The 23352-nt window shown below is 56.9% G+C and carries 24 protein-coding genes; 8 read left to right on the top strand and 16 right to left on the bottom strand.

The window, feature by feature from the left end:
* Positions 1-172: 172 nt before the first annotated feature.
* Both AC2FLG_RS11170 and AC2FLG_RS11175 read left to right on the top strand, forming a co-directional pair.
* Entirely contained in the window at positions 173-952 is a 780-nt protein-coding gene (locus tag AC2FLG_RS11170) for a succinate dehydrogenase iron-sulfur subunit (protein WP_496706217.1), read from the top strand.
* A gap of 136 nt (positions 953-1088) precedes the next feature.
* Complete coding sequence (locus AC2FLG_RS11175) at positions 1089-1229, top strand: hypothetical protein (RefSeq protein WP_185956642.1); 141 nt, start codon at positions 1089-1091, stop codon at positions 1227-1229.
* A 287-nt stretch (positions 1230-1516) separates the two neighbouring features.
* Here the strand turns inward: AC2FLG_RS11175 and deoD are convergent, their stop codons facing one another.
* From deoD to AC2FLG_RS11190, 3 genes are all read right to left on the bottom strand, one after another.
* Positions 1517-2227: a purine-nucleoside phosphorylase gene (deoD, locus tag AC2FLG_RS11180; RefSeq protein WP_496706219.1), complete on the bottom strand. Its 711-nt coding sequence runs from the start codon at positions 2225-2227 to the stop codon at positions 1517-1519.
* Between the two features lie 17 nt (positions 2228-2244).
* Complete coding sequence (locus tag AC2FLG_RS11185; protein ID WP_281995213.1) at positions 2245-2562, bottom strand: H-NS histone family protein; 318 nt, start codon at positions 2560-2562, stop codon at positions 2245-2247.
* Positions 2563-2687: 125 nt separating this feature from the next.
* On the bottom strand, positions 2688-4670 hold the full coding sequence (locus AC2FLG_RS11190; RefSeq protein WP_496706406.1) for a protein meaA: 1983 nt from the start codon (positions 4668-4670) through the stop codon (positions 2688-2690).
* Between the two features lie 129 nt (positions 4671-4799).
* On the opposite strand from AC2FLG_RS11190, the gene AC2FLG_RS11195 reads away from it, so the two are divergent.
* From AC2FLG_RS11195 to AC2FLG_RS11220, 6 genes are all read left to right on the top strand, one after another.
* On the top strand, positions 4800-6185 hold the full coding sequence (locus AC2FLG_RS11195) for a 1-acyl-sn-glycerol-3-phosphate acyltransferase (protein ID WP_496696416.1): 1386 nt from the start codon (positions 4800-4802) through the stop codon (positions 6183-6185).
* 115 nt (positions 6186-6300) lie between these two features.
* Positions 6301-7587: a crotonyl-CoA carboxylase/reductase gene (ccrA, locus tag AC2FLG_RS11200; RefSeq protein ID WP_496706221.1), complete on the top strand. Its 1287-nt coding sequence runs from the start codon at positions 6301-6303 to the stop codon at positions 7585-7587.
* Between the two features lie 364 nt (positions 7588-7951).
* Positions 7952-8671 (top strand): helix-turn-helix transcriptional regulator, encoded by a 720-nt coding sequence (locus AC2FLG_RS11205; RefSeq protein ID WP_496691781.1) that lies wholly within the window; start codon positions 7952-7954, stop codon positions 8669-8671.
* A gap of 79 nt (positions 8672-8750) precedes the next feature.
* The gene (locus tag AC2FLG_RS11210) at positions 8751-9389 is read left to right on the top strand and encodes an acyl-homoserine-lactone synthase (RefSeq protein ID WP_496706223.1); all 639 of its coding nucleotides are present in this window, start codon (positions 8751-8753) and stop codon (positions 9387-9389) included.
* A gap of 61 nt (positions 9390-9450) precedes the next feature.
* Positions 9451-10983, top strand: a complete 1533-nt coding sequence (locus AC2FLG_RS11215) for an ATP-dependent DNA helicase (protein WP_496706225.1) — start codon at positions 9451-9453, stop codon at positions 10981-10983.
* Complete coding sequence (locus AC2FLG_RS11220; RefSeq protein WP_282021633.1) at positions 10980-11708, top strand: SDR family oxidoreductase; 729 nt, start codon at positions 10980-10982, stop codon at positions 11706-11708. The genes AC2FLG_RS11215 and AC2FLG_RS11220 overlap by 4 nt, the downstream gene beginning before the upstream one ends.
* A gap of 4 nt (positions 11709-11712) precedes the next feature.
* On the opposite strand, the gene AC2FLG_RS11225 is transcribed toward AC2FLG_RS11220, so the two are convergent.
* The 13 genes from AC2FLG_RS11225 to trpS all read right to left on the bottom strand — a co-directional run bounded on the left by AC2FLG_RS11225 (position 11713) and on the right by trpS (position 23298).
* Entirely contained in the window at positions 11713-12480 is a 768-nt protein-coding gene (locus AC2FLG_RS11225; RefSeq protein ID WP_282021632.1) for a TIGR02186 family protein, read from the bottom strand.
* A gap of 2 nt (positions 12481-12482) precedes the next feature.
* Positions 12483-13403 carry a sulfite exporter TauE/SafE family protein gene (locus AC2FLG_RS11230; RefSeq protein ID WP_142635531.1) on the bottom strand — a complete coding sequence of 307 codons (921 nt, stop codon included), beginning with the start codon at positions 13401-13403 and terminating at the stop codon, positions 12483-12485.
* Positions 13404-13759: 356 nt separating this feature from the next.
* Positions 13760-14728 (bottom strand): ABC transporter permease, encoded by a 969-nt coding sequence (locus AC2FLG_RS11235; RefSeq protein WP_142635533.1) that lies wholly within the window; start codon positions 14726-14728, stop codon positions 13760-13762.
* Between the two features lie 3 nt (positions 14729-14731).
* Positions 14732-15823, bottom strand: a complete 1092-nt coding sequence (locus AC2FLG_RS11240; protein ID WP_142635535.1) for an ABC transporter permease — start codon at positions 15821-15823, stop codon at positions 14732-14734.
* Between the two features lies 1 nt (position 15824).
* A complete protein-coding gene (locus AC2FLG_RS11245) occupies positions 15825-17354 on the bottom strand; it encodes an ABC transporter ATP-binding protein (RefSeq protein WP_282021631.1) in 1530 nt (509 codons plus the stop codon).
* A gap of 92 nt (positions 17355-17446) precedes the next feature.
* The gene (locus tag AC2FLG_RS11250; RefSeq protein ID WP_142635539.1) at positions 17447-18445 is read right to left on the bottom strand and encodes a BMP family lipoprotein; all 999 of its coding nucleotides are present in this window, start codon (positions 18443-18445) and stop codon (positions 17447-17449) included.
* Between the two features lie 160 nt (positions 18446-18605).
* Complete coding sequence (locus AC2FLG_RS11255; RefSeq protein ID WP_282021630.1) at positions 18606-19019, bottom strand: GNAT family N-acetyltransferase; 414 nt, start codon at positions 19017-19019, stop codon at positions 18606-18608.
* A complete protein-coding gene (gene tsaB / locus AC2FLG_RS11260) occupies positions 19016-19603 on the bottom strand; it encodes a tRNA (adenosine(37)-N6)-threonylcarbamoyltransferase complex dimerization subunit type 1 TsaB (protein ID WP_496700869.1) in 588 nt (195 codons plus the stop codon). The genes AC2FLG_RS11255 and tsaB overlap by 4 nt, the downstream gene beginning before the upstream one ends.
* Positions 19593-20156, bottom strand: coding sequence for a NifU family protein (locus AC2FLG_RS11265; RefSeq protein WP_271948391.1), 564 nt, complete (start codon positions 20154-20156; stop codon positions 19593-19595). Before AC2FLG_RS11265 ends, tsaB begins: the two co-directional genes overlap by 11 nt.
* Before the next feature lie 75 nt (positions 20157-20231).
* Positions 20232-20819 (bottom strand): 2-hydroxychromene-2-carboxylate isomerase, encoded by a 588-nt coding sequence (locus AC2FLG_RS11270; RefSeq protein WP_496706227.1) that lies wholly within the window; start codon positions 20817-20819, stop codon positions 20232-20234.
* 10 nt (positions 20820-20829) lie between these two features.
* Entirely contained in the window at positions 20830-21285 is a 456-nt protein-coding gene (locus tag AC2FLG_RS11275; protein ID WP_142635548.1) for a universal stress protein, read from the bottom strand.
* Positions 21286-21345: 60 nt separating this feature from the next.
* Complete coding sequence (locus AC2FLG_RS11280; protein WP_496706229.1) at positions 21346-22209, bottom strand: branched-chain amino acid aminotransferase; 864 nt, start codon at positions 22207-22209, stop codon at positions 21346-21348.
* Between the two features lie 60 nt (positions 22210-22269).
* A complete protein-coding gene (gene trpS, locus AC2FLG_RS11285) occupies positions 22270-23298 on the bottom strand; it encodes a tryptophan--tRNA ligase (protein WP_142635552.1) in 1029 nt (342 codons plus the stop codon).
* Positions 23299-23352 lie beyond the last annotated feature (54 nt).

The raw sequence follows: 23352 nt of genomic DNA on the forward strand, positions 1-23352 counted from the left end.
ACTCGTGTCTGCATACGGCACTCAGCTTTTGCTTTCTCGGGTGCAGACTCCATGCACATAAGCTCGATGTAAAGGTGAAATCACCCATCTTTATTGACTGTTTTCAAGGCTAAATGGTTGGCTTTCGCACTTGCAGCGTGTATCTATACACGGGAATTTAGCGAGGTCGGAAATGGTACAACTCACCCTGCCAAAAAATTCTCGGATTACCACCGGAAAGACATGGCCCAAGCCAGAGAGCGCGACGAATGTGCGCAAGTTCCAGATCTATCGCTGGAATCCTGACGACGGTCAAAATCCCCGGGTGGATACCTATTTCGTCGATATGGACAGCTGCGGTCCGATGATTTTGGATGCGTTGATCAAGATCAAGAATGAGGTCGACCCAACCTTGACCTTCCGCCGGTCTTGTCGCGAGGGCATTTGTGGGTCCTGTGCGATGAATATCGACGGGATCAACACGCTGGCCTGTATCTATGGCATGGATGAGATCAAGGGCGATGTGAAAATCTATCCTTTGCCCCATATGCCTGTGGTCAAGGACCTGATTCCGGACCTGACCCATTTCTATGCCCAGCACGCCAGCATCATGCCCTGGCTAGAAACCAAGACTAACCGGCCTGCGAAAGAGTGGAAGCAATCCATTGAAGACCGCAAAAAGCTGGATGGTCTTTATGAATGTGTGATGTGCGCCAGCTGCTCGACTTCGTGCCCAAGTTATTGGTGGAATGGCGACCGCTATCTTGGCCCGGCGGCTCTACTGCATGCATATCGTTGGATCATTGACAGCCGAGATGAGGCAACTGGTGAGCGCCTGGATGAGTTGGAAGATCCGTTCAAGCTGTATCGTTGCCACACGATCATGAACTGCGCCAAAACCTGCCCGAAGGGTCTGAACCCTGCAAAGGCAATCGCCGAGATCAAAAAGATGATGGTCGAACGCACGGTGTGAGGCGGACTTGATCCATGTGCCTGCTGTGTTGCGGCAGGTGCAATTCCCATTTGCAAGAATATGTGGTGTGAACGCCTGCAGCCTGTCCTATGTTTGGCTCAGGGAGGAGTGATTATGTCACAATGGGATCACTCCGATGAGAACCAAAACCAACTCCGCTGATGCCGCCGAAGCCCTGGAATTGCTGGAACAGGCATGGGCCTATTATACGCCAGAAACGGTAATCCCCACTTCAGAGCGGATGCCAGAGCTGTTCGAATACGCAAATGCTGCCTGACCTGCGATTGCAGGGCTTGAAAACAACCGACTGATCAGCAAAGCAGGAGAATGCCTGTTATTCTTCTGCTTCTTGCTGCCGCCGTATTCGCCTATTTTCTGTGGCGCGCCCGCACTTCGTCACTGACGCGTGAATGCCGCTGGCGCCAGCACCGAAAAGAAGGGCAATGGGTCTGTTCGTTTTGCGGTGCTCAGACCGATGGGGCGGAAAGCCCCAAGCAGTGTTTAAAGGGATCGACCGGTAGATAGCCGATGCGGGACAGGGTCGACCCTGCCCCAACCCGTTTGCTAAGCTTTTGGAAACGCCGCCTGAAGTGCGATCTCAACCATGTCGCCAAAGCTGCTTTCACGTTCGGACGATGGCAGAGCTTCTCCTGTCAGCAAGTGGTCGGAAACGGTCAGCACGGCAAGGGCCCGGCACTTGTGGCGCGCGGCCAGGATGTAAAGTTCGGCGGCTTCCATTTCGACGCCCAGAATGCCGTGACGCACCATCTGTTCGTTCAGATCGGGACGTTCATCGTAGAATACATCCGAGGAATAAATCCCGCCAACATGAGTTGGTGTTCCTTTGTTTGCCGCAGCCTGAAAGGCGGCCTGCAACAGGCTCCAATCCGCGCAAGGTGCAAAGTTGAGCTCTTTCATGATCCCCCGAGACGGAGTGCTGAGCGTGGTCGAAGTCATCGCCAAAATGACATCACGAATGTTCACACTGTCCTGCATCCCGCCACATGACCCTATACGGATCAAAGTTCTGGCGCCAAAATCGCGGATCAATTCATTCACGTAAATTGACAGCGAGGGCATTCCCATACCGCTGCCTTGAATCGTGACCGGATTACCTTTCCAGGTTCCGGTGAAGCCCAACATGCCACGCACGTCATTCACCAGTTTGGCGTTATCCAGAAAAGTTTCTGCAGCCCATTTTGCCCGGTAAGGATCACCGGGTAAAAGAACTGTTTCAGCGATTTCGCCTTTTTTGGCGCCTATATGAATCGTCATTTCGTTATCAATTCCATTCAGATTTCCATATCCGAAATATCCGCTCCGGCTTTCAAAGCTTCGTGTACCCAATGCGGCTTGCGACCGCGTCCCGACCAGGTTTGATCGTGGTTGGATGGATTTCGGTATTTTGCTTTCGTTTTCGAAATCTTAAGAGATTTCGAGGACCCATCAGAAAGTTCGGAAAGGGAAAACCCAAATTCCGCTGCGGCTTTCTGAGCGGCTTTCAAAGCCTCTTTCCTATCACGTCTTTCGGCTGCTTTCAGCGCCACATCTACATTGGCACGCAATTCCAACAGTTCATTGCGCGTCATCTTTTCGAGATTCATTCCCATTTACATTCCCCTGATGTTACCGAATTACAATGTCCCCGAAGAGTCACCGTAGTTCTAAAAGCATCCATTATCTATCCCTTTCGCGAAGGCGATAGATACGGGGAAAATGGGTGGCAAATTGGCGGTTATTCAGCGGCCAGGTTTTGCGGATCAACCAAGGAAACTATGTCGCCCATGATTGCATTCAACTCGAAGTTTTTTGGTGTGTAGATTTTGGCCACACCCATCGCTTTGAGCTTTTCAGCATCGTCATCAGGGATAATGCCACCGACAACAACAGGAACATCGTTCAGGCCCGCCTCGCGCAGACGGTTCAGAACGTCCTGAACCAACGGTATGTGACTGCCGGACAGAATCGACAGGCCGATCACATGGGCTTTGTCCTCGATTGCGGCGGCCACAATTTCCTCGGGTGTCAGACGGATGCCGTCATAGCTGATGTCCATGCCGCAATCGCGGGCGCGGAAGGCGATCTGTTCGGCGCCGTTTGAATGACCGTCCAGGCCGGGCTTGCCGACCAGGAACTTCAGGCGACGCCCCAGCTTGTCGCTGACCGCGTCAACGGCCGAGCGCAAGTCCTCCAGCCCTTCGGTTTTGTTTGAGACCGAGCCGGAAACGCCGGTCGGGCCGCGATATGTGCCATAGACTTTGCGCATCTCTTCGGCCCATTCGCCGGTGGTGACGCCAGCCTTGGCGGCGACGATTGACGGCTCCATTACATTCGCACCGGATTGTGCGGCCTCACACAAAGCGGCCAGCGCTGCTGCAACTGCCGCGCCATCCCGTTCGGTGCGCCATTCGTTCAGGCGGTTGATCTGTTCCTGCTCTACTGCCGGATCAACGACCATGATGCCGCCGTCTTCGGTTTCCAGGGGTGAGGGCTCGCCCTCGACCCATTTGTTCACGCCGACCACAATGGTCTCGTTGCGCTCGATCCGGTTGAGGCGCTCTGCGTTGGAATCGACTAAACGGGACTTCATGTATTCGATCGAAGCGACAGCACCCCCCATCGAATCCAGGTTCGCCAGTTCGGCCCGCGCGCCCTGTTTCAATTCTTCGACTTTGGCGTCTACGGCCGGGTTGCCGTCGAACAGATCGCCATATTCCAGCAGGTCGGTTTCATAGGCAAGAATCTGTTGCATCCGCATCGACCACTGCTGATCCCACGGGCGGGGCAGGCCAAGGGCCTCGTTCCATGCGGGCAGCTGAACCGCGCGGGCACGGGCCTTTTTCGACAAGGTCACCGCCAGCATTTCGATCAGGATACGGTAGACGTTGTTTTCCGGCTGCTGCTCGGTCAGTCCCAGTGAGTTCACCTGCACCCCATAACGGAAGCGGCGGAATTTCGGGTTTTCTACGTCATAACGTTGTTGCAAGATTTCATCCCAAAGATCCACAAAGGCGCGCATTTTGCACATCTCGGTGACAAAGCGGATGCCGGCATTCACAAAGAACGAAATCCGTCCGCACAATGCTGGGAAATCCTCGGCTGGGACGCGCGGGCGCAGCTCATCCAACACGGCGATGGCTGTGGCCAGCGCATAGGCCAGCTCTTGTTCCGGCGTCGCGCCGGCCTCTTGCAGGTGATAGGAGCAGACGTTCATCGGGTTCCATTTCGGCACATTGGAATAGCAATACTCGGCCACATCCGCGATCATCTTCAGCGATGGTTTCGGCGGGCAAACATAAGTGCCACGGCTCAGATATTCCTTGATCAGATCGTTCTGAACCGTGCCCTGCAGTTTAGAGACATCGGCGCCCTGTTCCTCGGCAACCGCTATATAGAGCGCCAGCAACCAAGGAGCCGTGGCGTTTATCGTCATCGACGTGTTCATCTGTTCCAACGGGATCTGGTCGAACAAAACCCGCATGTCGCCCAGATGGCTGATCGGTACACCCACTTTACCAACCTCGCCGCGTGCCAGCGTGTGATCGCTGTCATAGCCGGTTTGCGTCGGCAGATCGAAGGCCACTGACAGACCCGTCTGACCCTTGGCCAGATTCCCGCGATACAGCGCGTTGGACGCTTTGGCGGTGGAATGACCGGCATAGGTTCGGATGAGCCAGGGGCGATCTTTCTGCGTCTGCGTCATAACTGGGCCTCGTATTGCGGGTGGGCAAGAAAATTACGTTCATGGGTTCTAAAGCGCAATTTTCGGGACATGTCAATTCGCTGCGTCGCGGCATTTCCGGTTGTGCCGATTGTGGGATGCAGCGATTGGTGGCAGGGTGCATTTATGACACAGACCGTGGAACTTCCGCTTTGGCTGTTTTTGTTGATCCTGGTATTTGCCGCGGTCACACTGGCCTCGCATTTTCTGTTTCCGTCTGTGCGGTGGTTTTTTCGCCGTAGGTTGGAGCGCGCGGTCAAACGCCTGAACACGCGCCTGCAGCGCCCGATACAGCCGTTCAAGCTGGCCCGACGCCACGATATGATTCAACGTCTGATCTATGATCCTCAGGTAGGGCAGGCCGTGCAGCAGCACGCACGTGAAGAAGGCATCCCCGAAGCGGTCGCCTTTGAACAGGCCCAGCGGTATGCGCGCGAGATCGTGCCTTCTTTTTCCGCCGTTGCCTATTTCAGTATCGCCATCCGGTTGGCGCGGATTCTGAGCAACGCCTTTTATGATGTACGGCTTAGTTATCAGGATGAAGATGCCCTGAAAGATATTGATCCAAATGCGACAGTTGTTTTTGTGATGAACCACCGCAGCAACATGGATTATGTGCTGGTCACCTATCTGGCGGCCCAGCAATCGGCTTTGTCTTATGCTGTTGGCGAATGGGCGCGTGTTTGGCCGCTCAGTCGGTTGATTCGTGCGATGGGGGCCTATTTTATTCGCCGCAAATCCGGCAGCGAACTCTATCGTCAGGTATTGGCCTGCTATGTCCGGCATGCCACCGATGCCGGTGTCACACAGGCTATGTTCCCCGAAGGCGGGTTGAGCCTGACGGGGGCTATGGCACGCCCCAAGCTGGGGCTTTTGAAATACATAATCGATGGTGCCAGCGCGGATGGGGCGGATGTGGTGTTTGTTCCCGTTGCGCTAAACTATGACCGGGTTCTTGAAGATACGATCCTGACCAAGGCCGCACTTGGCAATCAAAGGCAATTTCGTGCCCGGATCGGGGTCATAACTGGGTGGATATTGAAACAAATAGGTAGGCGCCTAACCGGTCGCTACCAGCGGTTTGGATTTGCTGGGGTGCGATATGGTCACCCTATCTCATTGAAGGAATTTCGCACCGCCCATGACGATGTGATGACTGATCTCGCGCGCGAACTCATGCAACGGATCAAAGAAGCGATTCCGCAGGCGCCTGTTCCTGCAGCGTGCTGGCTGGTTCGCACCAAAGGAGAAATGCCCGAAGACGAGCTTAAAAGCTTGATCACCGGGTTTTTGCAACGTGACGGAACTTTGGGTGATCAGGATGAGTCTGCGGTTTCAGCTGCCTTGGATCAGCTGGTCGAACGCAGAATTCTGAAACGAGAAGGTGGGAAAATATCTCAATCCGGGCAAAGGGTTGATCTGCTCGACTACTATGCAGCCTCAGCCCCGATTGGCGACGGCTGGCCTGATGCTGCGGCAGCGAAAGAAGTTTCTGCAGGCGCTGGGTCATAAAATTACAAAAATGATGCAAAATCTATTGCATTATTTCCTTCAGGCCAATATCTCATCATCCAACGCAAGCGCTTCTGCATCGCGGCAAACAGGAATGAGAAATAAGGAGGCCAACATGGCTCTGGACACCGACAGCGGTATCGCAACTTACGACGCGCCGGAAAAAGACCTCTATGAAATGGGTGAAATCCCTCCGATGGGGTTTGTGCCTAAGAAAATGTATGCTTGGGCAATCCGTAAGGAACGCCACGGGGAACCGAATACTGCGATGGTCCAGGAAGTCGTGGACGTACCAGAGCTGGACAGCCACGAGGTGTTGGTTCTGGTGATGGCGGCGGGCGTTAACTATAACGGCGTCTGGGCATCCCTGGGCAAGCCGATCTCGCCCTTTGACGGCCACAAGGCCCCGTATCATATCGCCGGTTCTGACGCTTCAGGGATCGTATGGGCCGTGGGTTCGAAAGTAAAGCGCTGGAAAGTGGGCGACGAGGTTGTCATTCACTGCAACCAGGACGATGGCGACGACGAACATTGTAATGGTGGCGATCCGATGTATTCGGACAGCCAGCGGATCTGGGGTTATGAAACGCCGGATGGGTCTTTTGCACAGTTCACCAACGTTCAAGCCCAGCAGTTGATGCCGCGCCCCAAGCACCTGACCTGGGAAGAAAGCGCTTGCTATACTCTGACGCTGGCGACCGCGTATCGGATGCTGTTCGGGCACGAGCCGCATGATCTGAAGCCGGGCCAGAACGTTCTGGTCTGGGGTGCCTCGGGCGGCCTGGGCTCTTATGCGATCCAGCTGATCAATACCGCAGGCGCCAACGCGATCGGCGTGATCTCGGACGAAAGCAAGCGTGACTTTGTTATGGGGCTGGGCGCCAAGGGCGTGCTGAATCGCAAAGACTTTAACTGCTGGGGTCAGTTGCCCACAGTAAACACACCGGAATATGCGGACTGGTTCAAAGAGGCGCGCAAATTCGGCAAGGCGATCTGGGAAATCACCGGCAAAGGCAAGAATGTCGACATGGTGTTTGAACATCCCGGCGAAAGCACTTTTCCGGTGTCGACCTTTGTCGTGAAAAAAGGTGGTATGGTTGTGATCTGCGCCGGTACCACCGGCTATAACCTGACTTTCGACGTTCGCTATATGTGGATGCATCAGAAACGCCTGCAAGGTTCGCATTTTGCGCATCTCAAGCAGGCTGCTGCCGCGAACCAACTGATGGTCGAACGCCGTCTGGATCCCTGCATGTCCGAAGTGTTTGCCTGGGGTGAATTGCCCGACGCGCATATGAAGATGATGCGGAATGAGCATAAACCAGGCAACATGTCGGTTCTGGTTCAGGCGCCGCAGACGGGCTTGCGCACGCTTGAAGAGGTTCTAGACGCAAAAGGCTGAGCCCCCAAAAAAAAGAATATTAGCACCCGCGAATCGCATCGAGCGAGCGCGGGTGCATCTATTTCTAGGCATTAGGCAATAATTACAGTGGGTTGCGAAGTCGTGACCCGCTAGTTTTGGGGAGTAGAAACCAGTGAATAGGCTTAAAAGCATCTCACATGTTATGGTTGTGTTAACCCTTCGTTAACCGTTTCGGAGAGACTTTAGATGGCGCATAATGAGTGGATACTGGACGTTTTGTCGGACCTCAACGCCTTCGCTGTTGAAAACGGTTTGACCGCACTTGCCGAGCAGCTTGATGATACCAAGTTGATCGCAGCGGCCGAGATTGCGTCCATGCAGGATAAGGCACAGGCGCCCGCGAATGGGAACACAACTCGACATGAGTCAGGTCCTAGAGGACTTGGAAAGCACCAACACGCTTGACGAGTTGGGCGATGTAGCCGTTCGATTGCGCGACCGGCTGCAGGTTGAACATCTTATCTATCATTGGGTTGATGGTGCCGGGGATCAATACGGCTATACAACTTACCCGGACGCTTGGGCCGAGCGATACCGTGAGCGGAATTATCACCGCATAGATCCGGTGATCCTGGGGTGTTTCCAACGGTTCCACCCGGTTGACTGGAAATTGCTGGACTGGTCTGGAAAAGTGGCGAAAGCCTTTTTGCAAGATGCCCTTGAACATGGAGTTGGCAATCAGGGTTATTCGATCCCCATCCGGGGGCCGAACGGCCAGTTTGCCTTATTCACAGTGAATCACTCATGTGATGATGAGAAATGGAAGTCCTTCATCGAGGCCCATGGCCGCGAGCTGATTTTGATCGCGCATTACTTTAACCGAAAGGCTCTGGAGTTCGAAACCGACAGGCAGCCGGATACGACCCGGGGCCTGTCGCCTCGTGAGACGGATGCCATGACCTTGCTGGCGCTTGGATACAGCCGGGCACAAGTCGCGCACTCACTGTCAATCTCGGAACATACGCTGCGTGTCTATATTGAAAGTGCGCGTGCCAAGCTTGGGGCGCAGAACACCACCCATGCTATCGCAACGGCTCTTAGCCGTGGATTAATAGTGGTTTAACAAGCGCACGCTCTAAAAACGGGAAATTAACCACGACTTTGTACTCCCTTCGTTCTTGCACAAGACGAGGGGAAAAGTCATGTTGCGCTATTTGTTTGCGGACGAACTACATAAATTTCCGAATCTGGCCGAGGGGATGTTCCGGGATCGCGCCGATCAGTTCAAAACCCGGCTGGGCTGGGATGTCCACGTTGATGAAAATGGGGAAGAGCGGGATCAATATGATGATCTGAATCCGCTCTATGTCATCTGGGAAGAAGAGGATGGCAGCCATGGGGGGTCGATGCGGGTTTTGCCGACGACAGGACCTGTCATGGTGAATGAAGTGTTCGGGCACCTGACAGGGGGTAAGCCCGTCCACAGCCCGCTGATCTGGGAGGTGACGCGGTTTTGCCTGTCCCGAACGGCCAGCGCCCATACCGCTGGTGCCATCATGCTGAGCGGGGGCGAAATCATGGAAGGCTTCGGGCTGACCCATATTGCGGGCGTCTTTGATGCGCGGATGATTCGGATTTACCGTCTGATCGGATCGTCTCCAGTCGTTCTGGGGTCGCAAGGGAAAGGGCGTGATCAGATTTCGGTTGGGCTCTGGCCCTATTCGGCCGAGGATTGCAATCGGGTGGCTGAACGGGCGGGCATCCCACGTGAGCTGTCCAGGATGTGGTTCAAAGCCGCGTTTGGCACTGTCCGACAACACCGGTTTGCCCTGTCCGCCTGACGGGGTCTGAAAGCCAATTCCATATCTGGCGATAGCTGGCGTGGCCCTGTAGGGTCGCGCCATGTCTATACCCACAGTAACCTTTTCTGACGATCAAGCCGCCGCCTATGACAGCATTTCCGAGATGCTGAAATCTGCTGGTGTGGACCTGGATGATGATGCCCTGCTGAAAATGCCCGGCAATGGCGAATCTGGGGTGATGGCCGTGATCGGCAAGGCGGGTTCAGGGAAAACGCTACTGCTGGCAGAGCTTTACAAAGCATTGGCTGACGCGGGTCTTCAGATTGTTTCCGGTGATTTCGAAAGCCGCAAAGCGCGCGAGAAACGCAGCTTGGCCATTCTTGCGCCAACGAACAAGGCCGCTAGTGTTTTGCGCCTGCGGGGTGTGCCTGCGACCACGATCCACCGCATCCTCTATACGCCGGTATATGACCCGGAATATGAACGCATTGCCGAATGGCTGGCGGGCAACGGTGAGCGCCCCGAGGTTGAAGGGTTGACTGACGAAGCCCTGGACCGGGCGGCCGCTTTTTATCAGAACAACAAGTCGATCCCCGGCGCGCTGGCCGCTGCGGGCCTTCGTGGGTCCGACTTTATCACCGGCTGGAAACGTCGGGAGGAGCCGCTGGACATAGGCTTTGTAGATGAGGCCTCGATGCTGGATGACCGGCAGTTCGAAGACCTGAAAGAGATCTTTCCGACCCTGTTGCTTTTTGGCGATCCGGCGCAGCTCGCCCCGGTCAATCAGTCCGGCAGCATGGTATTTGAGACGCTGCCCGAGCCGCGAAAGCAGGTATTGCACAGGGTCCACAGGCAGACGGCAGACAACCCGATCCTGGACCTCGCGCATGCGCTGGCCGACCCTCAGATGGGGTTTGAGGATTTTGAACGGCTCGTCGAACAGACCGCCCGACAGGATCACCGTGTTGTTTGGGGGCAGCGTGTTGAAGTTGACCTGATGGCCCGCAGCCCGGTTCTGGTCTGGCGAAATGCCACCCGAATTCGCTTGATTCAGGCCTTCCGCAATGTTCACGCGGCACCCGACACCGAGCTTCTGGCGGGAGAGCCGCTGATTTGCGATGGAATCGAACTGCCGCTGAAGCACCGCAAGAAAAGGCTGGATCTTGAGGCGCGCGGGCTAATCAAGGGTGCTCAGGTCATCTATCTGGGGCCAGGACGAAAACCGGGGTTTTCGCGCCTGCATGTGATGGGGGCCGAGGATCCGCAGGTCAGCGCAGCGTCGATTGTCAAAATCGAAATGCCTGATGAGGAAGAACCGTTTATTCCATTTGCTGCGCGTATGGGGGCAACCTTTTTGCATGGCGCTGCAGTGACCATTCACAAGGCGCAGGGGTCGCAGTGGGACACGGTACAGGTGTTTGCGCCGGATATATATGCGGCTGCCCGGATGGGGCGAACCGAGGCTGGGCAACCTTTGTGGAAACGTCTGGCTTATGTTGCGATCACGCGGGCGCAAGAAAGGTTGATTTGGGTGGTGCGCAACAGGCTGGCCAAGCCCACTTATCCGCTGCGCGTGGATGATTTGCGCGCGGCTCCGGCGGCGACGCTGACCCTGGAGGCGGAAGAGATATGAAATCCATCATCATCACAGGCGCCAGTTCAGGCATCGGACGGGCAACTGCCGAGCTGTTTTTGGCCGAGGGCTGGGCGGTTGGGCTGCTGGCGCGCAGCGCGGATGTGCTGAACGAATTGGCTGAAAGGCACAAGAATGCGATCCCCCTGGTGACCGATGTTACCGACCCCACCGCTGTTTCGGGTGCTTTCGAGACATTCCAGAATGAGGCGGGACGTCTTGACGTATTATTCAATAATGCCGGAATCTTTGCCCCCGGCGGCACGATAGACGAAATCCAGTTGGAGGATTGGTACCAGAGCGTCAGCGTGAACCTGAACGGGATGTTCCTAAGCGCGCGCGAAGCCTTTCGCATTATGCGGCATCAGGCCCCTCAAGGGGGAAGGATCATCAATAACGGTTCGATCGCCGCGCATGTACCGCGTCCGAATTCGGTCCATTACACCGCTACGAAACACGCGATAACAGGCCTGACACGCAGCCTATCACTGGACGGGCGCGCCTTTGGTATCGCATGTGGTCAAATCGATATTGGCAACGCGCGAACACAGATGGTGCAAAACCTGGTTGAAAACGCCATCGCGGGAGGGCAGCAGCCCGACCCGACGATGGCTGTTGACGATGCCGCACGTTCTGTACTGCACATGGCGTCTTTGCCTGCAGAGGCAAACGTCCAGTTCATGACCGTCATGGCCACTACGATGCCCTATATCGGGCGTGGATAGGGCTTTAGTTCTCGCGCAATAGTCGGAAGGCTGTGGACGCTCCCCAACCCGCCGCGATGGCAATGACCAAAGACATCAGGCCATACCAGACCGGCTGCTGACGGGACATGTTGTAGAGGAACCGTTCCAGCCCGACCTTCCGCACGTCGATTGTGGTCTCGAACTGGGAAACAACCTCTCGGCCGCGGGTCAGGTATATGCGCGCGAAATAGGCGCCTTCGGTCAAATCGGCTGGCATGTCAATTGAGGTTCGGAACAATGTCTGCTCGTCCACCGCAACCGTATTTTCGCGGATAGAATACAGGCCCTCATCCTCACGGATGCGAACGACGGCCTCGGCAAAATTCTGCGCGCCCCGGATATTCATCGCGGCACCCACTGACCGAATGGCCCGTTCAATCGAGATCCTGTACCGCAGGTCTTCTGTATCTGACAGGATTTCTGTAAGCGGAGCGCTGGTGGCAACCGCATAAAAACTGGGCGCAAGGTCGACCAGGACGCTGTCGGTGTTGACCCAGATACCCAGCCTGCGTTCTTTTCGCCGGACCGTCACCGGGCTAGAGGGGCCTGCAACGGCCACGATAACTTGAAGCGGTGGGCCGGAAGGGATCGGTGTTTCACGTTTTACGGCACCGAAAATAAGAATTTCCGAGCCATCGAAGTTCGCCGTGATTGCAACCCGGTCCTGACTTAGACCAAGTACAACCTGCTCTTCCTCGGCCATAGCCGGGGTGACACAAAACGCAAGCAGCAGGATCAACCGTCGGAGCATGATCAGTGCCCTCCTGCGACGCCAAGCGAATACAGCTCGGAGGGTTCCAGAAGCAGATCCAGCGCCAGTTTGCCACAAACCACCAAGACCAGTGCAGCCAGCAATACGCGCAGCTGCTCGGCAGGCATTCGTGCGCCGATCACCGTTCCGATCTGCGCCCCGATCACGCCGCCGACCAGCAACAACACAGCCAGAACAATGTCGACTGTGTAGTTGGTTGTCGCGTGCAGCATCGTGGTGAACGCTGTTACGAAAATAATCTGGAACAGGGAGGTGCCGACAACGACTTTGGTGGGCATTCCCAGCAGGTAAATCATGGCAGGAACCATGATAAAGCCGCCTCCGACACCCATGATCGCAGAAAGGATACCTACGCTAAGCCCGACCAGGACGGGGGGGATGACCGAGATATAGAGGCCCGATGTACGGAACCGCATTTTGAACGGCATCGCGTGAATCCAGCCGCGCTGACGACGTGCAACAGGGGCGGCGGTGCCCTTTTTGGATTTACGCAGCGCGTTCAGGCTTTCGATGAACATCAAGCTGCCGACGACGCCCAGAAAGACCACGTAACACAGGGTTACGAGCAAATCGACTTGTCCGAGGCTTTTGAGATAGTTGAAGATCACCACCCCGAACGCAGCACCGATCAGTCCCCCGACCAGCAATACCGTGCCCATCTTCAGGTCGACCGTCTTTCGGCGGAAATGGGCCAGAACCCCAGAAAAGGACGAGGCGACAATCTGGTTCGCTTCGGTGGCTACGGCAACTGCTGGTGGAATGCCAATGAAAAACAACAGCGGGGTCATCAGAAACCCGCCGCCGACCCCGAACATCCCTGACAGGATGCCGACCATGCCGCCCAACCCAAGCAGCAGAAAGGCGTTTACGGAAACTTCAGCGATAGGAAGGTAAATTTGCATGAGGTACTAGTAATTAGGGCCAGCTGCGTCGCGCAATGTGACACATTCGACTTCTGGAATTTGTGAAAGGGTTCGTATCTGACGCGCAGAATCACGCCCTTGGCGAGGCAGGGTAGAGCAGGGCTGGCGGCTTGGACCAGTCTGAAACTGTGCATCCGCAGAAGGCGTTTTGACAGGGAGTATCCCCTTAGACCAAGCGCAAGACCTAGCATCCGGCACCCCGGCGAGAAACTCTCTCAAATCAGCTGTCACTGGAAACACATCCATGCCCCTTTAGAGCCGTTGCGGCATGTAAAATCAACTCTACATGCCGCCATGCAGCGAACAGGACTGACGTGTGTTTCAAACTGGACCTATTACCGCTCTTTTACATAGGGTTCGCCACCGGCTTTCGGTGGAACGGCCTTGCCGACAAAGCCGGCCAAAATGACGACGGTCAGGATATATGGCAGCGCATCCATGACTTGCACAGGAATCACCACGCCACCTAGGTCAATATTCTGGAACCGCAACGCAACGGCTTGCAACAGTCCGAACAGCAGGCAAGCCCACATCGCGTGCCATGGCCGCCATTTTGCAAAGATCAGCGCCGCCAGCGCGATGAACCCGCGACCGGCAGTCATTTCCTTGACGAATCCAGCTTGCAGGGCCGTGGCCAGATAGGCACCGGCAATGCCGCACAGCACGCCACAGATCGCTACAGCCGCAAAACGCAGCCCAACGACAGAAACCCCGGCCGTATCCACAGCGGCTGGGTTTTCACCCACCGCGCGCAGGCGCAGGCCAAAGCGGGTGCGGTACAAAACCCACCAGGTTGTCGGGACCAGAAGGAAAGACACATAGACCAGGATCGAATGGCCGGACAGCAACTCGGAATAGATTGGCCCAAGAAATGGGACATCACTCACCGCATCCGCAAAAGGGAAGGTGATCGGTTCAAAGCGCCCTCCGCCGAACAGCGAGGGGGTACGCCCGCCCTGTTTGAACCAGCTTTGCGCGATCAGGACCGTCAGCCCAGAGGCCAGAAAGTTGATGGCGACGCCTGAAATCAGCTGGTTGCCCCGAAAGGTGATCGAGGCCACCCCATGCAGGGCGGACAGAACAAGCGAGGCCGCGATCCCGGCCAGCAATCCCAGCCAGACCGATCCGGTCACGGCGGCAACGGCAGCAGAAAAGAACGCCGCGATCAGCATCTTGCCCTCAAGCCCGATGTCGAAAATACCGGCGCGTTCGGAATACAGACCGGCCAGACATGCCAGCAACAGCGGCGTGGCCAGGCGGACGGTCGAATCGAGGACCTGGATGAGGGTAACGAAAGTATCCATCGCTTAGCCCTCCTTCCGCATGGCCAGGAACAGCTTCTCGAGCGGCATGCGGACCATGTTGTCAAGCGCGCCGGTGAACAGGATCACCAGGGCCTGAATGACTACGATCAGCTCGCGCGGGATAGACGTCCATAGCGCCAGCTCGGCCCCGCCCTGATAGAGGAAACCAAACAGCAGCGCCGCAAGGAAAACGCCAAACGGATGGGACCGGCCCATCAGCGCCACGGCGATACCGATAAAGCCAGCGCCCTCGGTCGAGTTCAGAACCAGCCGCTCTGCCTCACCCATCACGTTGTTCGTGGCCATCAGACCAGCCAGCGCGCCCGAGATCAGCATGGCGATGATGGTGATCCGTACCGGAGAAATACCGGCATAGACGGCACCGGTTTCCGAATGCCCATAGGCGCGGATCTCATAGCCCAGCCGGGTGCGCCAGATCAGCGCCCAGACGATCACACAGGCCAGGACTGCAACAAAGAATGAGATATTGGCAGGTGCGCCACGGAATACGACGTTTTCAGCGGTCGAGAACATCGACTGGAACGTCGGCAGATGCACCGCCTCGGGGAAGCGTGCAGTTGCCGGGTCTTGCGAGCCCTGCGGGCGCATGACGTTGACCAGCATATAGTTCAGCAAGGCAGCAGCGATGAAGTTGAACATGATCGTGGTGATCACGATATGGCTGCCGCGTTTGGCCTGCAGATAGGCCGGAATGGCCGCCCAAGCGGCCCCGAACACCATCGATGCGGCACAGGCGGCCAGCAAGGCGATGCTCCAATGCGGCCAGTCGATGTAAAGGCACACGACGGCCACGCCAAGCCCGCCCAGCATCGCCTGACCTTCGCCACCGATATTGAACAGCCGGGCATGAAAGGCGACCGCCACGGCCAGTCCGGTGAACATGAAATTCGTGGCGTAATATAGCGTATAGCCCCAGCCATAGGTCGATCCCAGCGCGCCGGTGACCATCAGGTTCACCGCTTCGATCGGGTTTTCGCCAATGGCGAGGATGACCAGCGCCGACAGGATTGCGGCCAGAAGCAGACTGATCACCGGGATCAGAACGACATCGGCCCATTTGGGCATTTTTTCCATGTTACGCTGCCTCTCCCGCAACACCGGCCATCAACAGGCCAAGTTCTTTTTCATCAGTTTCATGGGGCAGGCGTTCGCCCATGATATGTCCGTCAAACATGACCGCGATCCGATCCGACAGCGAGAATATCTCTTCCAGCTCGACCGAGACCAGCAGGATCGCCTTGCCCTGGTCGCGCAGGTCGACGATCTGTTTGTGAATGAATTCGATCGCCCCGATATCCACGCCTCGGGTCGGCTGACCGACCAACAGCAGGTCTGGGTTACGTTCGATTTCACGCGCGACGACGATCTTCTGCTGATTGCCGCCCGAAAAGCTTTTGGCCGACAGCCAAGGGTTCGGCGGGCGCACATCGAACTTTTCGATCTTGGCTTCGGTATCAGCGCGCAGCGCCGCATTATCCATGAAGATGCCGCGTTGATAGGCCGGGTCACGGTGATAGCCGAAGGCCACGTTCTCCCAGGCGTGGAAATCCATGATCAGGCCTTCGCGCTGGCGGTCTTCGGGCACATGCGCAATGTGCTGCGCGCGCCGCGCCTGGCCATCTGACCCCGCCCCGCTGAGCGCAAGCGGCGTACCGTTCAGTTTGATCTGGCCCTGGCCCGGGCGCATCCCGCCCAGAACCTCTAGCAGTTCGGATTGGCCATTGCCGGCGACGCCTGCGATGCCCACGATCTCACCAGCGCGCACGTTCAAGTCGATGCCTTTGACACGCTCGACGCCCGCGCTGTCGAAAACACGCAGGTTTTCAATCTCGAGGATGGGCTTACCGGGCTGCGCCGGAACCTTGTCGACCTGCAGCAGAACCTTGCGGCCCACCATCAGCTCGGCCAGTTCTTCGGGGCTGGTCTCGGCGGTTTTCACGGTGGCCGTCATTTGCCCGCGGCGCATGACCGACACGGTGTCGGTGTTTTCCATGATCTCGCGCAGTTTGTGGGTGATCACGATGATCGTCTTCCCCTCAGCCCGCAGCCGGTCGAGGATGCGGAACAGCTGATCCGCCTCAGATGGGGTCAGCACGCCGGTTGGTTCGTCCAGAATCAGGATCTCGGCCTTGCGATACAGCGCCTTGAGGATCTCGACCCGCTGCTGCATCCCCACACCGATCTCGTCGATCCGTTTGTCGGGATCCACGAACAGCTCGTATTCTTCTTCCAGCTCTTTCAACTCTTTGCGGGCCTTGGTCAGGGACGGGGCCAATAGCCCGCCATCCTCGGCGCCCAGCACGATGTTTTCCAGAACGGTGAAATTCTCGACCAGTTTGAAATGCTGAAACACCATCCCGATGCCCGAGGCGATCGCGGCCTGGCTGTCAGGGATTTCGGTCTTTTGACCGTTGATCCAGATTTCACCTTTGTCGGCTTTGTAAAAGCCGTAGAGAATGCTCATCAGCGTGGATTTGCCCGCACCGTTTTCACCGATGATCCCATGGATCGTACCGGGGGCGACGCTGATGGAAATGTCTTTGTTGGCCTGAACCGGCCCAAAGGATTTGGATATCCCTTTGAGCTCAATGGCGGGGACGGTCATGTCTTGTCCTCAGTTGCCGAAAGGACTGCCCGGTCATCCCGGTGCAGCAAAGTGGAATCGGGCCGGGAGCATCACCCCCGACCCGCGCGATATCAGAACTGCAGTGCTGGGCAGCTGTCGTTCTCGTAATAGCTGACAACTGAAACATTGCCGTCGATGATGTCCTGACGGGCTTTGTCGACTGCTGCTTTCATATCATCCGAAACCAGCGGAGCGTTGTTGTCGTCGATCGCATAGCCAACGCCGTCTTCGGCCAGACCCATGATATATACGCCGGTCTCAACGTTCTCGCCTGCGCTCATCGCCTCATACACAGCGACGTCCACGCGCTTCAGCATCGAGGTCAGAACTTTGCCCGGGTGCAGGTGGTTCTGGTTGCTGTCGACACCGATTGACAGGATGCCTTCGTCAGCAGCGGTTTGCAGAACACCAACACCGGTGCCGCCAGCTGCGGCATAGACCACGTCGGCACCCTGGCTGATTTGTGCCTTTGTCAGTTCCGAGCCCTTAACCGGGTCGTTCCATGCCGCAGGCGTTGTGCCGGTCATGTTGGCAACCACGTTGATATCGGGGTTCACCGCCTTGGCACCCTGAGCATAGCCGCAGCCAAAGTGACGGATCAGCGGAACATCCATGCCGCCGATGAAGCCAACGGTTCCGGATTCGGACGCCATCGCAGCCATCATACCAACCAGATACGAGCCTTCGTGTTCAGCGAAACCAACCTGACGCAGGTTGGGCGCGTCCAGCCAGGTTACGTCGACAACAACGAATTTCGTGTCCGGATAGTCGGCAACAACCGCGCTGAGCGGGTCAGCCATACCGAAACCCATGGTGATGATCGGGTTCGAGCCTGCTTCGGCAAAGCGGCGCAGGGCCTGTTCGCGCTGCGCTTCGGACTGCATTTCGATCTCGCGGTAGGTGCCGCCCGTTTCTTCCGCCCAGCGTGAGGCGCCGTTGTGCGCGGCTTCGTTGAACGATTTGTCGAACTTGCCGCCCAGATCAAAGATCAGTGCCGGTTCGGCCAGTGCGGCACCCGCTGTCAGTGCAACCGCCGCTGCGGCGCCCATCAAGGATTTCATCAGGGTCATTTGTTACTCCCGTTTGTTTTTTTTCGGTCGGAGCCAAGATAGCCCCGTTTACCCACTGTTAGCGAGCATAACCGTTGTGATGGCGGGAATTAAGGCCGTTTGCAACCGCCGCGGTCAACAGATTTTTGACCATTTGGTCCAAGAAAATTCGCGACCTGTCTCAGGTTAAATTGCATTCCATGACGATGGCATCAATTTTCTGATTATTTTCAACCGTATAGTAATTCTTGCGCGTGCCGCACACACGATACCCGCAATGCTTGTAAAGTGTAATCGCGGGCTGGTTGGCGATGGAAACATCCAGAATCGCCCGGATAGCGCCCAGTTTTTTGGCAGCCGCGTGCCATTCGACCATACGTTTCCTAGCCAGTCCCTGCCGCTGAACTGTGGGATGGGTGGCAATCGTCAGCAGTTCGGCTTCGTCTGCAATTACCTGGAAAAGGGCAAAGGACTGGGCATCACCTACGATATGGGTAAAGCGATTCTGCAGCAGCTCTGCAAACTCTGTGGCGGTCCAGGGGCGCGATTGTGTGAATGCTGCGGCGTGAGTATTTGCCAGTTCTTCGGGAGTCATCCGTCCAGCAACATCGGAGGTTGGTCCTTGGAGGGCGCCGCATCAGCGGGGCGTATGTAAAGAGGGGCGGGAGCCTCGGTCTTGGTCAACCTTCTTTGTGCAGCCACTCGGGCAATAGCGCAGACCTGAGCCTCGGGGTTGTCGTTGAACGTCAGTGTGCCCAGCGATTTTGCCTGATCAAGCTGGATCAGTGCCGGTTCCATATCAGGCCGCGAAACATAGACCTGATCTCTGGGCGCTCGGATCGCTGGCAACGCATCGCTGTCCAGGACAGCAAGCGCGTCAAAGCCCGATACGCCAATGGCCGGTATCCCCAGACCTAAGGCCAGACCCCGCGCGGCCGAGACCGAGATGCGTATTCCGGTGAAATTACCGGGGCCTATTCCAACGCCGATCGCTGACAGGTCGCGCCATGAGCATTGTTCTGATGACAGCACCTCTTCGAGCAGCGGCATCAGACGTTCGGCTTGTCCCCGCGACATGGGCTCGACACAAGACGCCACAATCCGGTCACCGCGCAACAAAGCGGCCGCGCAATGCGCGGCCGATGTGTCAAACGCCAGAATGAGTGGTTCAGACGGCAACAGGGCGCACCTCGGTCACTTCGGGAATGTAGTGACGCAGCAGGTTTTCGATCCCCATCTTCAACGTCAGGGTCGAGGATGGGCAGCCTGCGCAGGCCCCTTGCATGTGCAGGTAGACAACGCCGCGGTCAAAGCCGTGGAACGTGATGTCGCCGCCGTCCTGTGCAACAGCAGGGCGCACCCGGCTGTCCAGCAGGTCTTTAATCTGATTGACCACTTCGGCGTCCTCGCCGCTGTGTTCAGCATGGCCCGAGCCCGCATTGGCATCCGCACCCATGATCGGCTGGCCGGACTGGTAATGCTCCATCACCGCGCCCAGAATGGCGGGTTTGATGTGATCCCACTGGACGTCGTCCGCTTTGGTCACGGTTACGAAGTCATTGCCGAAAAACACTCCGGTCACGCCACTTACAGCGAAAATGCGGTTGGCCAGCGGCGATTTCTCTGCAGCCTCAGCCGATGGGAAATCTGCAGTGCCCGCTTCCAGCACGGTCTGGCCGGGCAGGAATTTCAGGGTTGCAGGGTTCGGTGTGGATTCGGTCTGGATGAACATGGCGCGGCTCCGTATCTGTTGTCTCTGATATGCGGGTCCGCGAGCTGGAAGTCAAGAATTGGAACGATTCTAAATTTAGGCAGCCAAGCTTATAGCGTCGTCCAACCGATCATCGCCCCAGAACAGCTCATCCCCGACCAGAAAGCTGGGCGCGCCAAAAAGCCCTTTGGCCTGAGCGGTTTCTGTCTGCGTGATAAGCGCTGCTTTGATCGCCGGATTCTGGGTCTGGGACAGCAAATCTGGGGCAAGCCCGGCTGAGTTCAGGCATCCGGCCAGAACAGCCTCATCCGCGATGTTCTGCCCCTGGGCAAATTCGGCGGAATAGACGGCGCGCACAAAGGCGGCTTTTTGCACTCGGTCGTCAATCGCCAGCGTTAACCTTGCCGCTTTCAGGCCGTTCTGCGGAAAAGGATTGGGCCGGATCAAGGGCAGGCCGCGCTGGGCGGTTAGGCGTTCCATATCGCGCCACATGTACCGGCCTTTCGCCGGATACAGATTGAACGGAGAATTATCCCACCCTTGGGCGGCAAAGATCGGGCCCAACAAAAAGGGCTGCCATTCGACCGATACACCATGGCGGGCGGCGACCTCTTCGATACGCATCGCGCTAAGATAAGAATAGGTCGAGGCGAATTCGAACCAGAATTGAATGCTGCGTTGCATCGGTGTGACCTCAGGTAATCGCTTCGAGTTTTTCTTTGCTTAGATCACCGGGAACAATAGTGATTGGGATGGGCAGGCTGCCTGAGTTTTTGGTCAGTTGAGTCACCAATGGGCCAGGTCCCTTTTTGTCGGTGCCTGCACCCAGAACCAGAACGCCGATATCAGGATCGGACTGCACATGCTCGATGATCTGGGCAACGGGCTCGCCTTCGCGGATGGCCAGTTCAGGATCAACGTCCTGCTTGTCGCGCATCCATTTTGCGAAAACTTCAAAATGCGCATGGATACGCTCGCGCGCTTCTTCACGCATGACGGTGGCAACGCCGATCCAATGGTTGAATTCGTCCGGTGGGATTACCGACAGGATTGTTACGCCGCCGCCGGTATGGGCCGCGCGCATAGCCGCGAATCGCATCGCATTCAGGCATTCGCGACTGTCATCCAGAACCACTAGGAACTTGCGCATGGGTGTCCTCATTCATTTCCGGGGATCATGCCCGACTAGGTGCGTGCTGGCAACCAGAGCCTAACGCCCACTGGCGGCCCAGTCCCAATACAGGTCGCGTGCACGCCGGGCGATGGGACCGACCTGAAACCGGGTGTCCTCCAGCGCAGTCACCGGGGTGATCTTGCTCATGTTGCCAGTCATGAATACCTCGTCGGCCCCGTAGAAATCCTCGAAACTCAGAACCGCCTCATGCACAGCCACGCCGTCGGCCCGCAGGTTTTTGATATGTCGTGCACGGGTGATGCCGGCAAGGAAGGTGCCGTTGGGGACGGGGGTAAAGACCTCGCCGTCGCGGACCATAAAGATATTGGCGGTTGCGGTTTCGGCTACGTTGCCCAATGCGTCAGCCACCAGAGCATTCGAAAACCCGTTCGCACGTACCTCGTTCAGCATCCGTGCATTGTTGGGATACAGGCACCCGGCCTTGGCATTCACCACCGAGGATTCCAGTACCGGACGGCGGAATCGGGTCAGTCCCAGCGTGGCCGAGGCGGTCTCAGGGGCCATCGGAATCTCTTCCAGGCAGACAGCAAACCCGGTGCTGTTTTCCTGCGGTACGATCGCTGTCGCATCTCCGTCGATGCCCCAATACATCGGGCGGATATACACGGCCGCGTCGGGCGCATAGGCTTCAAGCCCTTCCAGCACGATCTCGACCATCTGGTCTTTGGTGACGGTCGGGGTCAGCATCAGCGCCTCGGCAGAGCGGTTCACGCGGGCGCAATGGGCCTCCAGATCCGGGGTCAGCCCGTTGAAGAACCGCGCGCCGTCAAAGACGGATGATCCCAGCCACGCGCCATGATCCGCAGCGCGCATGATCGGTGCATCCCCATCATGCCATTGCCCGTTGAAATAGGTGCGGATGTTCTTGCCGACTGCCATGACGCCCTCCCAAGCTTTGAGGCAAACCTAGGAAGGCGTTAAGGCAACGTCCAGAGCCAATCAGCCCCGTTTCGCACCAACCATGCCGACGATGTCATAGGTCTGCTGCAGGATCGGGGCTGCAATCGCCCGCGCCTTTTCTGCGCCATTGGCCAGAATGCGATCAATCTCGGCCTCTTCACCCATCAGGCGGGCCATTTCGGTCGAGATCGGAGACAGTTTGGCAACCGCCAGATCGGCCAGCATCGGTTTGAACTCGCCAAATTGCTTGCCGCCAACGTCGGCCAGAACCTGATCCGCCGTCTGATCGCTGAGGGCGGCGTAGATATTCACCAGATTGCGGGCCTCGGGGCGGTTGTCCAAGCCATCGACTTCCGAAGGCAGAGCGTCCGGGTCGGTCTTGGCCTTTCGGATTTTCTTGGCGATCGTGTCGGCATCATCGGTCATGTTGATCCGGGTCATGTCAGAGGGGTCGGATTTGGACATCTTTTTTGACCCATCGCGCAAGCTCATGACCCGAGTTGCCGCACCTTTGATGACGGGTTCTGTCAACGGAAAAAAATCGACGCCATAGTCATGATTGAACTTAGTTGCGATGTCTCGGGTTAGTTCCAGGTGTTGCTTTTGATCATCTCCGACGGGAACATGTGTCGCGTGATATACAAGGATATCTGCGGCCATGAGCGCCGGATAGGCGAATAGGCCCAACGATGCATTCTGCGCGTTCTTGCCAGCCTTATCTTTGAACTGTGTCATGCGCTGCATCCAGCCAAGCCGGGCAACGCAGTTAAAAATCCATGCAAGTTGCGCGTGCTCAGGAACCTGGCTTTGGTTAAACAGGATCGATTTTTCGGGATCTAATCCTGATGCGATATACCCCGCGCACAGCTCACGCGTTGCGTGCTGCAACTCTTTGGGGTCCTGCCAAACGGTGATCGCGTGCAAATCGACCATACAGTAGATTGTCTGATAGTCGGACCCTTGCATCCGGACCCAGTTCCGCAATGCGCCCAAATAGTTGCCAAGGTGCAGGTTACCGGATGGCTGTGCACCGGAAAACACGCGCGGCGTGAACTTGGAATCGGTCATCGAAGGGAACTCCCGTCTGGAAAAATCAGCCCCCGTCGCTTACCCATGAGGCAA

Source organism: Ruegeria sp. CDSA193, assembly GCF_059611885.1.

What these genes read in the sequence shown, in the direction of transcription:
- AC2FLG_RS11170 (WP_496706217.1), top strand. Translation starts at nt 173, where the DNA reads ATGGTACAACTCACCCTGCCAAAAAATTCTCGGATTACCACCGGAAAG.
- AC2FLG_RS11175 (WP_185956642.1), top strand. Translation starts at nt 1,089, where the DNA reads ATGAGAACCAAAACCAACTCCGCTGATGCCGCCGAAGCCCTGGAATTG.
- deoD (WP_496706219.1), bottom strand. Translation starts at nt 2,227, where the DNA reads ATGACGATTCATATAGGCGCCAAAAAAGGCGAAATCGCTGAAACAGTT.
- AC2FLG_RS11185 (WP_281995213.1), bottom strand. Translation starts at nt 2,562, where the DNA reads ATGGGAATGAATCTCGAAAAGATGACGCGCAATGAACTGTTGGAATTG.
- AC2FLG_RS11195 (WP_496696416.1), top strand. Translation starts at nt 4,800, where the DNA reads ATGACACAGACCGTGGAACTTCCGCTTTGGCTGTTTTTGTTGATCCTG.
- ccrA (WP_496706221.1), top strand. Translation starts at nt 6,301, where the DNA reads ATGGCTCTGGACACCGACAGCGGTATCGCAACTTACGACGCGCCGGAA.
- AC2FLG_RS11205 (WP_496691781.1), top strand. Translation starts at nt 7,952, where the DNA reads ATGGGAACACAACTCGACATGAGTCAGGTCCTAGAGGACTTGGAAAGC.
- AC2FLG_RS11210 (WP_496706223.1), top strand. Translation starts at nt 8,751, where the DNA reads ATGTTGCGCTATTTGTTTGCGGACGAACTACATAAATTTCCGAATCTG.
- AC2FLG_RS11215 (WP_496706225.1), top strand. Translation starts at nt 9,451, where the DNA reads ATGTCTATACCCACAGTAACCTTTTCTGACGATCAAGCCGCCGCCTAT.
- AC2FLG_RS11220 (WP_282021633.1), top strand. Translation starts at nt 10,980, where the DNA reads ATGAAATCCATCATCATCACAGGCGCCAGTTCAGGCATCGGACGGGCA.
- AC2FLG_RS11225 (WP_282021632.1), bottom strand. Translation starts at nt 12,480, where the DNA reads ATGCTCCGACGGTTGATCCTGCTGCTTGCGTTTTGTGTCACCCCGGCT.
- AC2FLG_RS11230 (WP_142635531.1), bottom strand. Translation starts at nt 13,403, where the DNA reads ATGCAAATTTACCTTCCTATCGCTGAAGTTTCCGTAAACGCCTTTCTG.
- AC2FLG_RS11235 (WP_142635533.1), bottom strand. Translation starts at nt 14,728, where the DNA reads ATGGATACTTTCGTTACCCTCATCCAGGTCCTCGATTCGACCGTCCGC.
- AC2FLG_RS11240 (WP_142635535.1), bottom strand. Translation starts at nt 15,823, where the DNA reads ATGGAAAAAATGCCCAAATGGGCCGATGTCGTTCTGATCCCGGTGATC.
- AC2FLG_RS11245 (WP_282021631.1), bottom strand. Translation starts at nt 17,354, where the DNA reads ATGACCGTCCCCGCCATTGAGCTCAAAGGGATATCCAAATCCTTTGGG.
- AC2FLG_RS11250 (WP_142635539.1), bottom strand. Translation starts at nt 18,445, where the DNA reads ATGACCCTGATGAAATCCTTGATGGGCGCCGCAGCGGCGGTTGCACTG.
- AC2FLG_RS11255 (WP_282021630.1), bottom strand. Translation starts at nt 19,019, where the DNA reads ATGACTCCCGAAGAACTGGCAAATACTCACGCCGCAGCATTCACACAA.
- AC2FLG_RS11265 (WP_271948391.1), bottom strand. Translation starts at nt 20,156, where the DNA reads ATGTTCATCCAGACCGAATCCACACCGAACCCTGCAACCCTGAAATTC.
- AC2FLG_RS11270 (WP_496706227.1), bottom strand. Translation starts at nt 20,819, where the DNA reads ATGCAACGCAGCATTCAATTCTGGTTCGAATTCGCCTCGACCTATTCT.
- AC2FLG_RS11275 (WP_142635548.1), bottom strand. Translation starts at nt 21,285, where the DNA reads ATGCGCAAGTTCCTAGTGGTTCTGGATGACAGTCGCGAATGCCTGAAT.
- AC2FLG_RS11280 (WP_496706229.1), bottom strand. Translation starts at nt 22,209, where the DNA reads ATGGCAGTCGGCAAGAACATCCGCACCTATTTCAACGGGCAATGGCAT.
- trpS (WP_142635552.1), bottom strand. Translation starts at nt 23,298, where the DNA reads ATGACCGATTCCAAGTTCACGCCGCGCGTGTTTTCCGGTGCACAGCCA.